Below are 13,595 nucleotides of genomic sequence, written 5' to 3'. Positions count from 1 at the left end.
AGAAGCGCACGCTATGCTGGGTTAAACTGGCGCTGAAGGCGGCGCTCATTATGGCTCCGGGCCGGAGAACCGCCAGGGTTTTCAGATGCGTAGAATCCGCAACCATGTGAGCATTGTGTGGGGTGCGATGCAAGCGTATGTTGCGCTTCGTTTGCTCCGATGATTATCAAGGACAGGTAGGCTGAGTCATGTCTCGACTGTTGATTGTGGTGGATCGTGTCAAGGATTGGGCGCCTTATTACCCGAGCGAGGATGTTCTGACGTTCGAGGACTACGTGCAGTTTGCCAGCTCGCCCGGTAGTCGCGTGCGAGTGATCAATCTTTGCCAGTGTGCCCGTTACCTGAGTAAGGGGTATTACTGCTCTTTGCTGGCGGAAGCCCGAGGCCACCACGTGGTGCCATCGGTGATGACGCTGAATGACCTGCGACGAAAAGGATTGTTTTCACTGCAACTGGAAGACCTGGAAAAGGACGTCGTGGCCTGGCTGGACCAAGCTGCCTCCTCCGGGGATTTTGCCGGTGAGGGGCATGGCGAGCATGATCAGGTTCGGGTGCGCTCCTTCTTTGGCACCACAGCCTATGCGGAACTCAAACCGGTTGCTCGTGCGCTCTTCGAGCATTTTCCGTCTCCGATCCTCGAAGTTGTCTTCCAGCGCCGTAAAACCTGGCAGATCGAATCGCTGAAACCGATTTCACCGGCGGATCTGAGCGAAAAGGAACAAGACCTTTTTGCCTCATCGCTCGATCGCTTCAGTCGTATCGTCTGGCGCAAACCGCGGTCGCGCCGTCGTTATCGTTATGACCTCGCGATGCTTGTCGATCCACAGGAGGCGTTGCCGCCGAGTGATCGGGTGGCGCTGGGGCGTTTCGTCCGGGCGGGCCGCAAGCTGGGCATCGATGTCGACATTATCACCCGCAAGGACTACGTGCGGTTGCCGGAATACGATGGTCTCTTCATTCGCGAAACCACGGCCATCGATCATCATACCTACCGTTTCGCCCGCAAGGCAGAAGCGGAAGGTCTGGTGGTCATCGACGATCCCGTTTCTATTTTGCGCTGCACCAATAAGGTGTTCCTGGCGGACCTGCTGAAGAACAACAAGGTACCGACGCCCAGGACATTGATTCTGTCCAAGGACCACAAACATGCGGCTAGGGAGGCTGCAGAGGCGCTCGGTTTCCCTGTGGTGGTCAAGATTCCGGACGGTTCCTTTTCCCGGGGTGTGGTCAAGGCCGAAAATGAGGAGCAGCTCAAGGCTGCGCTCAAGGAGTTGTTCAAGCAGTCGGCCCTGGTGCTGGCCCAGGAATATCTGTACACGGATTATGACTGGCGAATCGGCGTCCTCGGGGGGCGGGCCATTTTCGCCTGCAAATACTATATGGCGCAGAATCACTGGCAGATCTATCACCACGAGGAAAACAAGACCGAGAGTGGGACCTTCGATACGCTGCCAACCTACGAGGTGCCGCGTAATGTTCTGCAGGCTGCGCTTAACGCGACTCGCCTGATCGGCAACAGTCTGTATGGTGTCGATATCAAGCAGGCGGGAAACCGGGTCGCGGTCATCGAGGTTAACGACAACCCCAATGTGGATGCCGGTGTCGAAGACCGGTTCCTGGGGGGTGAGCTGTATACCCTGATCATGCAGGAATTCCTTTCCCGTATGGAAGCCAAGCGCAAAGGCGAGGGCTGATCGTCCGGCGGCTGTTCAGTCGGACTGCTCGGCATCCCATACCCGGACCTGCCCCGCCAGGGCAGGTCTGAAGCCTTGTGGCGCCGCTGTGTCGCAAGGGCGGCATCATTGGGCGCTAAGCTTGCCCAATATCCATCCTATCCCGCTAATCTTGATCGCTTGACGGCACTTCTCCGGGCCGATGAGGGTTGTGCTTTGCTTATAACCCTCAATCATCGAGCATTACCTGCGATGGGAGCTTCATGAAGGTCCGCCCGCTGCCATGAAAGGCCAACCCTTGGGGAGTAGCGGTATAAAACTGCGGCGCTAACATGAAAGCAGGATGACTATCCACTGTTTTGTGACACTTTTTCGTGCCTCTTATGCACAATGACGGTGCCTTTTGCTTTTCACGTTAATTTTCTGGCGCGAGGATGAAAGATCATTGATCTAAATTTAATTAATTGAAAATAAAGGAATTTTTTGTTGATCAAAAAATGATCAATTTGTAGGGTGGCCGGTCTCCCAAGGGGTGGAGGGATTTGCCACGATTTTTTCAACAGAGTTATCCACAGATTCCGTGGAAAAGGTTCTAATGCCTTCTAGGGACAGCTATTTAGCGTCCTACGCAGGTCATCCGGTATAATGCACCATCTTGTTTTTAGCCGTCTGGATATAACTAAACGTGATGTACAACCTGGCTCGAGCCTTGCTTTTCAAAATGGATCCGGAGTCCGCCCACCATCTGACCCTGAAAGGGTTGAGTGTTGCAGAGCGTCTGGGACTTATCCGCTTGCTGGCCGCCCGGCCGGTGGACGATCCTGTCGAGATTATGGGGTTGCGCTTCCCCAATCCGGTCGGCTTGGCGGCGGGGCTGGATAAGAATGGCGATCATATCGATGCCCTGGGGGCTTTGGGGTTTGGCTTTATCGAAGTGGGCACGGTAACGCCGCGCGCGCAACAAGGTAACCCCAAGCCCCGGTTGTTCCGGTTGCCCGAGTACGAAGCCATCATCAATCGCATGGGGTTCAACAACGAAGGCCTGAGCCATCTTCTGGAAAAAGTCCGTAGCCGCCGGTATGAAGGCATATTGGGTATCAACGTCGGCAAGAATTTCGATACGCCGGTGGAGCAGGCGGAAGTCGATTATCGTAAAGGCATTGCTGCGGTTTATGCCTGTGCCGACTACATCACGGTAAACGTGTCGTCGCCGAATACGCCGGGTTTGCGGGATCTTCAATTTGGGGATCAGCTTAAGCGCCTGCTTCAGGGGGTAAAGGAGGAGCAGCGCGTTCAGGCCGAGCGGGTAGGCCGCTATGTCCCGATTGCGGTTAAAATCGCCCCTGACATGGATGACGAAGCCATTCGGTTCATTGCTTCAACATTGCTCGAAACCGGTATGGATGCGGTTATTGCCACCAATACAACCATCGACCGACAGGCGATCGCCGGCCATGCCTTGGTTGGGGAGGCGGGTGGCCTTAGCGGCAAGCCTCTGCGCAAGGCTTCGACCAAGGTCATCCGTCATCTCAGCGAGGCACTGTCTGGGCGTCTGCCGATCATCGGTGTCGGCGGTATTACCGACGGCGCGTCCGCCGCGGAGAAAATCCAGGCCGGCGCCAGTCTGGTGCAGATCTATACCGGGTTTATCTATCGGGGGCCGGCGTTGGTTCGAGAGGCCGCACAGGCTATCGCTGCACTACCGGGGCGGCAGTCAGGTTCTAGCGAAAGATGAATTGGCCACGCAGAATATGGTAGGGCCCGCTGAGCGGGCCCTGGCGGGGAACGAACCCCGTAGCGTGGTCTTTTGTGATGGTGAGGGTTGATTGAACCCTCAGGGGAATTCTGTTGATGGAGTGTCGGGTCGGCCGGCCCGAACCGGCCGACCCGCGAGTCAAGCCGTAATATTGGGTAACTTGTGGATGCCGGAGACGCCTACAAGACCGTCCCAGTTATCGGTGCGTCCCTCTCGCCATCCATTTAACCATTCCTGACGCATATCGGGGTGTTCTGCAGGACAGGTGTCCTTGGACTTTCCTGCAACGCCGGCCAGGTAGCCGCGTTTGAAGGCACGAGCAAACATGTCTCTTTTCTGTCTCTTCATGCTGTCCTCACCTCATGGGGATTACTAACTCATGCAAAGCATGTGCATGTCACCGCTGACCGTAGCGCACACTTCGGACGTTTCGGTGAAGCAGGCCAACCGGCACCACTCGTTACACCGAACCCCTCGTTGGCGCTTTGCCAGGATGTTGGGCCCATGTGGATTCGACTCGCTTGGCGAGAGAACCCTTAAAAAGACGCGTCTATCTTTGAGTAAAGCGTATCCGATTCCCAATGTACACAATTTATTTCACATAGATGATGCTCTCTTTATGGTTGTGTGAAATATGCGCCCTTTAGTATCCATGAATGCGACAATAAGGCATGAGACGGTAGTCGGATGTCGGCGGAGCTTTGAATGAAACACGTTTTTTTTGTGACCTGCCCGAAGAATATTGAAGATTTGCTGGCGCAGGAGCTGGTGGCTTTAGGGTTGGAAAAACAGCGCCTGGCGCCCGCTGGAGCCTGGGTGAGCGGGACGTTGGAGCAGGCATACCGGGCTTGCCTGTGGTCGCGGCTGGCCAATCGGATCATTCTGGATTTGGGCGCTGTCGATGCCCGTGACGCCGATACGCTCTATGCGGGCATCCGTTCCTTGCCCTGGTCGGACCACCTGGACGTCCGGGGCCGGTTCCGAGTGCATTTCACCGGCCGTAATGACGCCTTCCGCAACACAGCCTTTGGTGCCCAGCGCGTGAAGGACGGCATCGTCGACTGCCTGCGCGATGACAGTGGCCAGCGGCCCGATGTGGATTTGCGGAACCCGGACCTGTCTATTCATGTGCGCCTGCAGCATGACCGGGCTCATGTGGGTATCGACCTCGCCGGAGACAGCCTGCACCGACGGGGATATCGCACCGAAAGCGGTGAAGCGCCGATGAAGGAAAACCTGGCTGCAGCCATGCTGTACCGGATGGACTGGCCGACATTGGCGGCTGCGGGAGGCGATCTGGTCGACCCACTCTGCGGCTCGGGCACCATTTTGGTTGAGGCGGCTTTAATGGCGACGGATGCGGCGCCGGGGTTGCTGCGCGAGGCCTTTGGGTTCGAGCGCTGGAAAGGTCATGACGATGCTGTTTGGCAGTCATTGAAACAGGAAGCACAGGAGCGCAGACGGGCTGGACGTCAGGGCAATCGCAGCCGCTTCTGGGGTTTTGACCAGGATAAGAACGTCATTGCCACCGCCTGGCGCAATATCGAACGGGCGGGGGTGCGCGATATCGTCCATGTCGAGCGCCAGGTGCTGGCGGATTTCCAAAAACCGGGGCACGCCGACAATGGGTTGATGCTGACGAATCCACCCTATGGTGAGCGCCTCAGCGAAAGAGCGGCGCTGGATAGTCTTTATCTGAAACTGGGGCAGGTGGCGCGTGAACAGTTACCGGGCTGGCGGCTGGGTGTCCTGACCTCGGTGCCGGAGCTGGGGCACGCCATCGGTCTGCGTTGCGATAAGCGCTACCGTCTTTTCAACGGCAAACTGCCGGTACAGCTCCTGGCTTTCGAGATCAGCGACGAAAAGAGCGTGAGGCCGAGAGTCGCCGACGACCCCTCTCAGCCGCCGGCGCCGCGCATTGCCCAGCCGGCAAGAGCCGAGATGTTTGCCAACCGGATGCGTAAGAACCTGAAGACGCTGGGCAGTTGGGCCCGTAAACAGGGTATCGAATGCTACCGGCTTTATGATGCGGATATGCCGGAATACGCGCTGGCTGTGGACTGCTACGCCGACTGGCTGCATGTGCAGGAATACGCTGCGCCGAAGTCTATCGACGAGCGGGCAGCGCGTGAGCGCCTGGCAGAAGCCCTGGCAGTATTGCCCGACGTCACAGGAATTCCGGCGGAGCGTATCGTCTGCAAGCAGCGGCGCCGGCAGGCGGGCACACGCCAGTATGAGAAACAGGCAACCACGGCCCATGAGCTGGATGTGACGGAAGGCGATTGCCGGCTGAGGGTCAATCTCAGGGATTATCTGGATACCGGACTCTTTCTCGATCATCGCCCGGTACGCCGCTGGATTCACGAAAATGCTGCCGGCAAGCGTTTCCTGAACCTGTTTTGCTATACCGGCGCGGCCACGGTGCAGGCGGCTAACGGTGGGGCGCTGTCCAGTCTGAGTGTCGATATGTCGAAAACCTACCTGGACTGGACCCAATCCAACCTGCGACTGAACCGGTTGGACTTGAAGCGTCACCGGGTCGAACGGGCGGACTGCCTGAAATGGCTGGATGCCCCGGCCCAGGAAACCTTCGACCTGATCTTTCTTGATCCTCCGACGTTTTCGAACTCAGCGCGTATGGAGGATGTTCTGGATGTCCAGCGCGACCATGTCGCTCTGGTCGATAACGCCATGCGGCGGTTGGCGCCTGGCGGTGTCCTGATCTTCTCCAATAACTACCGGCGGTTCAAGTTGGATCCTGCGCTTGAGACCCGTTACCGGGTGACGGATATCACGTCGCAGACCATCGATCGGGATTTTGCCCGTAATCCGAAAATTCACGTGTGCTGGCGGTTCGAGTGGCCTTGAGGCCACTCCGATCGGGGATGCCCGGGCTTCAGAACTCGTAGCGCAGGCCGAGGTTGTACTGATAAGTGTCGATGTTGGTCCTGGTGTCCTGATGCAGCTTACCGCCCTCGATAAACAGGTAGGTATTGTGCGTGAGACTGACGTCGGTGCCGACCAGCCAGCTGGGGCTGAAGGAGGCGCCGAACAGGTCTGAATGGAGTTTGGGATAGTTCGCCGTATTGCTGCCCAGGTCTGCGTGCCCCATCACGGTGGAGAAACCGTACTGGGCGTAGATATTTGAGAAGTCTGTCCAGGGGTATTGCAGGCCGATATACCAATTGACGTACCAGTCCAATCCCAGCTTCAGGTTGCTGGACGCCGTGCCGTCCTTGATGCCGCGACCGTAGCGCATTTCGATTTTGAACATATCCGTCAGATAGGTGCCCAGGGCGACGGCTACCGCGGTGGTGGTGGCTTGTTCCGAGTCATTTCCAATATTCCGGTTGTTCTGGCTGGCGTACATGATGGAAACGTAGTCCAGGCCAGCTTTTCCGGTTGGTTGCTCCGCCTGCTCGGGCATTTCGGTTGTCGTTTTGTCATCGGCATGAACCCAGGGAGCGAAAAGACTGGACAGGGTTATGGTTAGCAGAAGGGGCTTGAAAGCTCGCATGGATAGGCTGTCCCTGGAAATGGCGTCGCGCTGGTTTTTGGTATTGGTGATTGGCGTTCGTAAGGTGTCGGAAACCGGCGACGGGGCCGGCTGAAGCAAACGCCCTCTGGGGATTGTGCCGTTTGTAACTGATTGTTTCGTCGAATCAGGTCACAAAAGCCGACAGGGCGCTGCCGTGGAAAATCTCACTCCTCGTCGATCAGGCCCTTGTCCCTTGCCAGTAACAGGAGCGCATAAACGCCATTCTCCGCCTGGGTGGCATCCAACTGGTTTTCGTAGAGGATGCGACGGCGTTCTTCTTCAAGGTCGGCAGCGGATTCGTCGCTCAACAGTTCGCTGATGGGCGCCACTTCGAAGGGGGTGTCCTGGTTGATGGTCTGGTATAGGGTATCGACCAGCGCTTCGTCGGGATCCAGCCCGTCGCTGTAAACGGTACGATCTGCAAGATCGTGCTCCATCTCGCGGATAACTTCCAGAACCGGGACGCCTGTTTCGTAGAGCCAGCGAAGATCGACGCTGGGGTCTTCGGCGAGCTGCGGCAGCCAGTCGTCATCCGGCGACAGCACCACGGCCTTGATCCGGCCGTCGGCGAGGGACCAGGCCACGGCTGTCGGGTAGCTGTGGCTGTCGGTGTCGCAATATTCGATGTCGATGAATTGCGGTAGCGTCATGGGGCTTCCGGTCAGTGACTGAAGGCTCCATTATAGGGCAATGTCGGGATTACTGAAGCCGCTCCAGATCAAGATTGGCGGGGCTGTTCAAGGACGTTGTCCGTGCTGTCAGGCTTTGGCTATGCTGGATGCAAAGTTCTGTTTTCAGCGCTGTTGCAGGGAAAAACAATGCGAAACAAGGATTGCTCGTCACGGGAGCGGTTGATCGTGGCTGGATGTCGGTATGTTGCCTCTTCGGGCATTCGTGCGGGGTTGATGGTGCTGCTCCTGCTTTTCATTGGCGTGCCGGTTGTCAACGCCGCCGAAGGTCCGCACGTCGGGTCCGCCCAGCCGGACGCTATTCCGCCGTCGCTGGTTCCCTGGATTCCCTGGGTGCTGAAGGGGGCCGAGCAGACCCAGTGTCCCCGGGTGATGGGACTCAAGGCGGTATTCCAGTGTCAGTGGCCCGGACGTTTGCGATTGGTGATGAATGCGGATGGCATGGGATTTTCGCAGCACTGGACACTGTATCAGGCCGATTGGGTGCCGCTGCCGGGAAGCCGTGAGCTATGGCCGGAACAGGTTCGGGTGGACGGCCAGGACGCGTCGTTGATCGATCGCGACGGTGTGCCGTCGTTGCGGCTTGGGAAGGGGGAGCACGATGTCGAGGGGCAACTGAGCTGGCAGAATCAGCCCCAGATGATCCAGTTGCCCGCGTTACATGGCCTGATTCAGCTGCAAGGCGCTTCCGACGACACCGCTTCGGTTGTTCAACTGGATGCAAAGAATCGCCTGTGGCTGCAACGGAGCGATGAAGCCCAGGCCTCTGGTCAGGCGGAGCATTTGCAGGTCCAGGTCTTCCGAAAACTCGACGATGACATTCCCTTACGGCTGGCGACCCACATCCGTCTGGTCGTGTCCGGCGGCGATCGTGAGGTCCGGTTGGGGCGAGCCTTGCCCGCGGGCTTTGAGCTGCTTTCCTTCGAGTCCCCGTTGCCCGCCCGTATCGACGATGACGGTGTTCTCCGCGTTCAGGTCAAGCCCGGTGACTGGCTGCTGACCTTTAATGCCAGAGCCGTCACTGACCAGCCTTTTCTTGGGCCGAAACCGGTGACTCCCAATTGGCCGGAGGCCGAAATCTGGAGTTTTGCCGCCCATCCCTCGTTGCGTTCTGTGACCCTCCAGGGCGGTAAGGTGCTCGACCCGTCTCAAGTACCGGTACCAACGGCCTGGATGAGTCTGCCCGCCTACCAGTTGACTCAGGGCGACCGTTTAACCCTCACGCCGATGGTGCGGGCCAAGGTGCTGCAGCAGGATCGTCTGCATTTGAAACGCACGGTATGGCTGGATTTCTCGGGGGAGGGGGCAACCTTTAACGATCACCTGATGGGAACCCTGCACGGTTCCCGTCGGTTGGAATTGTCTGATGTCGTGAGGCCGGGTCGTATTGATCTGGACGGCAAGCCTCAGTTGATCACCCGCCAGGATGGAGAGCGTGCCGCTGGAGTGGAGGTTCGTCGCCAGCGACTGGACCTGGATGCCGTGTCGCGCCTGGATTCCGGGCCGCAGGGGTGGGAATGGCAATTGCCGGCCAATGGCTGGTTGTCGACGCTGGATAATGCGCAAGTGCGTGTCGAGCTGCCGCCGGGATGGCGTTTACTGGGTGTCAGCGGTGCAGGGAGCAGCTCTGGTGATTGGTTGGGGCAATGGCGTATCTGGGACATCTTTGTCGTGATGTTACTGGGAGTGGTGGCTTGGCGCGTATTGGGAATCTCCTGGGGCTTTGTTGCGCTGGTGACCGGCATGCTGGTCTATCCGGAGCGTCCTGATGCCGTCGGTATCCTGTTAACTGCCATATTGGCTTCCGCCCTGGCGCGGGAGGTACCCCACGGCAGGACGGGTGTGTTTCTGCGGGGGCTACGATGGCTGGCCTTGGCTGCGCTGGCGGCGGTGACCCTGGTCACGGTTGTGCATCAGGTTCGGTTGGCGATCTATCCCCAGTTGGGGGGCTGGTTGACAGCAAGGCCGGTCTCCGCGGAAATGGCAGGCGCTCCCCGGGCCAAATTGAAAGCGGCGGCAGACAGCACACAGCAGATGTTCTCGAGGAGCGCCGTCGGGCCGGCTGTCGCGGGGGCTGAGCCGCAACCGTTGCCTGACTGGGACCCGGATGCCAAGGTGCAAACCGGCCCTGGAATCCCGACCTGGGCCTGGCAATCGGCCAGCCTCGGCTGGCGGGGACCGGTCGACCCCGCCCAAGTCGTGACGCTCTATGTGCTGGGGCCTGTCGCCACCGCCCTGATGCGGTTTGTCATGAGCTTTGGATTGCTGTTGCTCCTGCTGGCCTGCTTGCTCGACAGGCGTCGTTCCACCGGCGGCTCAGGGCCTCGTCGCGGACATCGCCGTCGCGAGGAGGCTGGAGACGAATCCTGGGACAGCGAGCCCACCTCGGATGGAGTTGGCGTGGCTGGAGGAATGGCCCGGCATGCCGCTGGAATGGGGTTGCTACTACTGGCCCTGATGGCTGTGCCGGGTTGGGCGTCGGCGCAGGCTTTCCCGGATCAATCCCTGCTGGATCAACTGCGGGAGCGGGTACTGGCTCCTCCATTATGCGAACCGCACTGTGCCAGTGAACGGCAGACGCAGGTGGTATTGGACGGTTTTGACCTGACGGTGACAGAGGAGGTCAGTGCCCTTGCACGGGTGGCCTGGCCGCTGCCAGCGTCGAGGGATGCCTGGCAGCCGGATGCGGTGTATGTCGATGGTACACGCCAGGGAGCCCTTCGCTTTAACGATGCAGGGTATCTGGAGCTGGTGCTGGCGCCGGGCAATCATGAAATCGTGTTGGAAGGTAAGGTTGCGGAAAAGGATGCCCTGACGCTGGCATTCCCCGAACAGCCTCACCGGTTTTCAATGAAGGTCAGGGACTGGCTACCCCTGGGGCTGGTCGATGGACGACCCGCATCCAAGACCCTGCGTTTCGAACGGCAGAAAATTTCCGAGCGACGTGCGGAGCGACGGACCACACTGTTTCAACCACCGCCGCCGCCTTTTGTCAGGATTGATCGAACGCTGACGCTGGGGCAGCACTGGACGCTGACCACTCGGGTTGAGCGGGTGGCACCCGCGGTGGGGGGAATCGACCTGCCAGTGACATTGATGAAAGGGGAGCAGGTGATCTCGCCGGGTATCGAGGTGGGCAAGGACGATACCGTGCAGGTCGTGATGGGACCGCACGATCAGGTCGTGACCTGGCAATCCCGTCTCACACCGGTGAGTCGACTCCAATGGGCCGCCAGTCAGGACAGCGACCGTGTCGATGTCTGGCATTTGCGCGCCGGGCCTCAGTGGCATGTAGAAACGGAAGGGGTGGCGCCGAGTCAGACCTACGATGCCAGTGGAGCGCTGGCGCCAGTCTGGCACCCTCGGCCCGGGGAGGCGCTGGTTATGACGTTGTCCCGGCCATCCGCCATCCTGGGCGAAACCCAAACGGTGGATCAGTTGGAGCTGCAGTGGCAACCCGTCGATAAGGGCGCTCGGTTACTCCTTCAGATGACGGTGCGGACATCTCTGGGCGGGGCCCTGCAATGGACATTGCCCAAAGGCATGCAGATCAGGGAACTCAGCGTCGACGGCCATGAGCGTCCACTGTCTGCGCAATCCAATCTGCTGGACGTTACCCTGAAGCCCGGCACTCATCGACTGGCCGCTCGTGTCGACGGCGCTCCGGACCTGTCGACGTTGTGGCAAACGCCGCAACTTGCGCTTCCCTGGTCGGTTACCAATTTGAACAGCCGCGTGCAGCTCCCGGCCGGTCGCTGGTTGTTATGGGCCGGCGGAGCGGGTGTTGGTCCCGCTGTACTCTACTGGGGAATCCTTCCGGTCCTGATTGTGCTCGCGCTCGTATTGGGGCGCCACAGCGGCAATCCTTTGGGCGTTGGGAGCTGGCTGTTGTTGGGCGTGGGGCTGAGTTTTGCCAGCCCCTGGACCGCTTTGGCGTTGATGGCATGGTTCTATGCGCTGGGCTGGCGGTCGAGGCACCCCGACCTGCAGCCGTATTGGCAGTTCAATTTGCGCCAGGTGGCGTTGGTACTGCTGACATTGGTCGCTTTTTGGGGTCTGTTCGGCGGCATCTCTCAGGGGCTATTGGGGCACCCGGATATGTGGGTGTCCGGTAACGGTTCCCGTGCTGAGTTGTTGCGCTGGTATCTTGACCGGGCGGTGACGCAGGAGAGTCCCCAGTGGGAGGTCGTTACCTTGCCGCTATGGGTCTATCGTGGTTTCATGCTGATCTGGTCGCTCTGGCTTGCGGTCAAGGCCGTAGGCTGGTTGCGCTGGGGATGGCAGATCCTCGTGCTGTCAGGCGGCTGGCGTCATCGTCCGAAAAAGCAGCCTGTAGAGTCGTAAGCGGGGTGCCCTGTTATCCGGGGCACCCGTCATTTCTACGTATCGTCCGTTACCTTACGGCGTATGCGATACTGATCGCCATCCGCGTTCAGCGGACTCTCATTCACCGAAACAGACTGGATCACTATGGACCTGGCAGTTTTCAATGAAGGCCTGCTGCACTTCCTGCAGCAATCGACGACACCGTTCCACGCGGTCAAGACCCTTAAATCCCTCCTCGACGATGCAGGTTTCACTGAGCTCGATGAGCGGGATGCCTGGTCCATACAGCCCGACCATCACTATTACGTGATTCGTAACGGGTCTTCCATCGTGGCGTTCAAAAGCGGTCGTCGGTCTCCACTGGAAACGGGTATTCGCCTGGTCGGCGCCCATACCGACAGTCCCTGTCTGCGGGTGAAGCCGAATCCGGAGCTACACCAAAAGGGATATTTTCAGGTAGGCGTCGAAGTGTATGGGGGTGTCCTGCTGAACCCCTGGTTCGATAGGGATCTGTCCCTTGCCGGTCGCGTCACCTATCAGGACGCTGACGGACAGGTAGGACACGCCCTGATCGATTTTCGTCGTCCCTTGGCCATGGTGCCGAGTCTGGCGATCCACCTCGACCGGGAGGCCAACAACAGCCGATCCATCAACAGTCAACGGGATCTGCCGCCACTCATCGCGCTGGAAAGCGAGGGAATGCAGATTCAGTTTCGCGAGATTCTGAAAGGGCAGTTGCAGGCGGAGCATCCGTCACTGTCGCCCAAGGCAATATTGGACTACGAGCTGAGTTTCTATGATTGTCAGCCGGCAGCCATGTTGGGGCTGAATCAGGAGTTCATTGCCTCCGCCCGGCTGGATAACCTCCTGAGCTGTTATATCGGCGTGCGGGCGATGCTTGATGCGGACGGTGAGCAGCCTGCACTGTTGGTCTGCAACGACCATGAAGAAGTGGGAAGTATGACGGCAGAGGGGGCTCAGGGGCCCTTTCTATCGTCGGTGCTCGAGCGTTGGTTAGGGCGGGAGGACTTGAGCCGGGTTATGGCGCGCTCAATGATGGTATCCGCCGATAACGCACATGCCGTTCATCCGAATTTTGCCGATCGCCACGACGGTAATCACGGCCCGGTGCTGAACCAGGGACCGGTCATCAAGATCAATAACAATCAGCGGTATGCCACCAACAGCCTGACGAGCAGCCTTTACCGCCAGTTGAGCGACGAGCTGAAACTGCCATACCAGACGTTTGTGGTGCGTACCGATATGGCATGCGGCAGCACCATTGGTCCGCTGACAGCGGCCAACCTGGGCGTCAAGACATTGGATATCGGCGTGCCGCAATTGGCCATGCACTCGATCAGGGAGCTTGCCGGCGGGAATGACGGGCATACCCTGTACCAGGTGCTGCGTCATTTCATGATGCACGTGCAACTGCCCTGAAGCGGATGACCGGCGGGCGGCGTTGTCGCTCGCCTCTTTGGCGGCAATGTGCGGGTTCTGGGGTTGGTGATGGTCGAGCGAAGAGTGCTCGTGAGAAATCTCAATCCAACGCGGAGTCGTACAGCTGTTATCCGTCAAACGGGTTGACGACTGGTGTGGCGGAGGATTGGTGA

The 13,595-nt window shown here is 58.9% G+C and carries 8 protein-coding genes; 5 read left to right on the top strand and 3 right to left on the bottom strand.

Going from position 1 to position 13,595, the window contains the following annotated elements:
* Window positions 1–188: 188 nt before the first annotated feature.
* Window positions 189–1,694 (top strand): RimK family protein, encoded by a 1,506-nt coding sequence (locus CLR77_RS16950; protein ID WP_097461865.1) that lies wholly within the window; start codon window positions 189–191, stop codon window positions 1,692–1,694.
* A 667-nt stretch (window positions 1,695–2,361) separates the two neighbouring features.
* On the top strand, window positions 2,362–3,408 hold the full coding sequence (locus tag CLR77_RS16945; RefSeq protein ID WP_097461864.1) for a quinone-dependent dihydroorotate dehydrogenase: 1,047 nt from the start codon (window positions 2,362–2,364) through the stop codon (window positions 3,406–3,408).
* Between the two features lie 159 nt (window positions 3,409–3,567).
* On the opposite strand, the gene rmf is transcribed toward CLR77_RS16945, so the two are convergent.
* Window positions 3,568–3,777 (bottom strand): ribosome modulation factor, encoded by a 210-nt coding sequence (gene rmf / locus CLR77_RS16940; protein WP_097461863.1) that lies wholly within the window; start codon window positions 3,775–3,777, stop codon window positions 3,568–3,570.
* Window positions 3,778–4,134: 357 nt separating this feature from the next.
* On the opposite strand from rmf, the gene rlmKL reads away from it, so the two are divergent.
* Complete coding sequence (rlmKL, locus tag CLR77_RS16935) at window positions 4,135–6,297, top strand: bifunctional 23S rRNA (guanine(2069)-N(7))-methyltransferase RlmK/23S rRNA (guanine(2445)-N(2))-methyltransferase RlmL (RefSeq protein WP_097461862.1); 2,163 nt, start codon at window positions 4,135–4,137, stop codon at window positions 6,295–6,297.
* Window positions 6,298–6,325: 28 nt separating this feature from the next.
* On the opposite strand, the gene CLR77_RS16930 is transcribed toward rlmKL, so the two are convergent.
* A complete protein-coding gene (locus CLR77_RS16930; protein WP_097461861.1) occupies window positions 6,326–6,946 on the bottom strand; it encodes an outer membrane beta-barrel protein in 621 nt (206 codons plus the stop codon).
* Window positions 6,947–7,131: 185 nt separating this feature from the next.
* Window positions 7,132–7,617, bottom strand: a complete 486-nt coding sequence (locus CLR77_RS16925; protein ID WP_097461860.1) for a hypothetical protein — start codon at window positions 7,615–7,617, stop codon at window positions 7,132–7,134.
* Window positions 7,618–7,785: 168 nt separating this feature from the next.
* Between CLR77_RS16925 and CLR77_RS16920 the strand changes: the two genes are divergently transcribed.
* Both CLR77_RS16920 and CLR77_RS16915 read left to right on the top strand, forming a co-directional pair.
* Window positions 7,786–12,000, top strand: a complete 4,215-nt coding sequence (locus tag CLR77_RS16920; protein WP_143269435.1) for a hypothetical protein — start codon at window positions 7,786–7,788, stop codon at window positions 11,998–12,000.
* 126 nt (window positions 12,001–12,126) lie between these two features.
* On the top strand, window positions 12,127–13,422 hold the full coding sequence (locus tag CLR77_RS16915) for a M18 family aminopeptidase (RefSeq protein ID WP_097461858.1): 1,296 nt from the start codon (window positions 12,127–12,129) through the stop codon (window positions 13,420–13,422).
* Window positions 13,423–13,595: the final 173 nt, after the last annotated feature.

The sequence above is a fragment of the Mangrovitalea sediminis genome (assembly GCF_002514725.1).
GTDB lineage: Bacteria > Pseudomonadota > Gammaproteobacteria > Pseudomonadales > Oleiphilaceae > Mangrovitalea > Mangrovitalea sediminis.
This window is presented reverse-complemented; position numbering and strand designations above follow the sequence as displayed.

Bases quoted from the DNA above. Each gene is read 5' to 3' on its own strand.
- CLR77_RS16950 (WP_097461865.1), top strand. From the start codon at position 189: ATGTCTCGACTGTTGATTGTGGTGGATCGTGTCAAGGATTGGGCGCCT.
- CLR77_RS16945 (WP_097461864.1), top strand. From the start codon at position 2,362: ATGTACAACCTGGCTCGAGCCTTGCTTTTCAAAATGGATCCGGAGTCC.
- rmf (WP_097461863.1), bottom strand. From the start codon at position 3,777: ATGAAGAGACAGAAAAGAGACATGTTTGCTCGTGCCTTCAAACGCGGC.
- rlmKL (WP_097461862.1), top strand. From the start codon at position 4,135: ATGAAACACGTTTTTTTTGTGACCTGCCCGAAGAATATTGAAGATTTG.
- CLR77_RS16930 (WP_097461861.1), bottom strand. From the start codon at position 6,946: ATGCGAGCTTTCAAGCCCCTTCTGCTAACCATAACCCTGTCCAGTCTT.
- CLR77_RS16925 (WP_097461860.1), bottom strand. From the start codon at position 7,617: ATGACGCTACCGCAATTCATCGACATCGAATATTGCGACACCGACAGC.
- CLR77_RS16920 (WP_143269435.1), top strand. From the start codon at position 7,786: ATGCGAAACAAGGATTGCTCGTCACGGGAGCGGTTGATCGTGGCTGGA.
- CLR77_RS16915 (WP_097461858.1), top strand. From the start codon at position 12,127: ATGGACCTGGCAGTTTTCAATGAAGGCCTGCTGCACTTCCTGCAGCAA.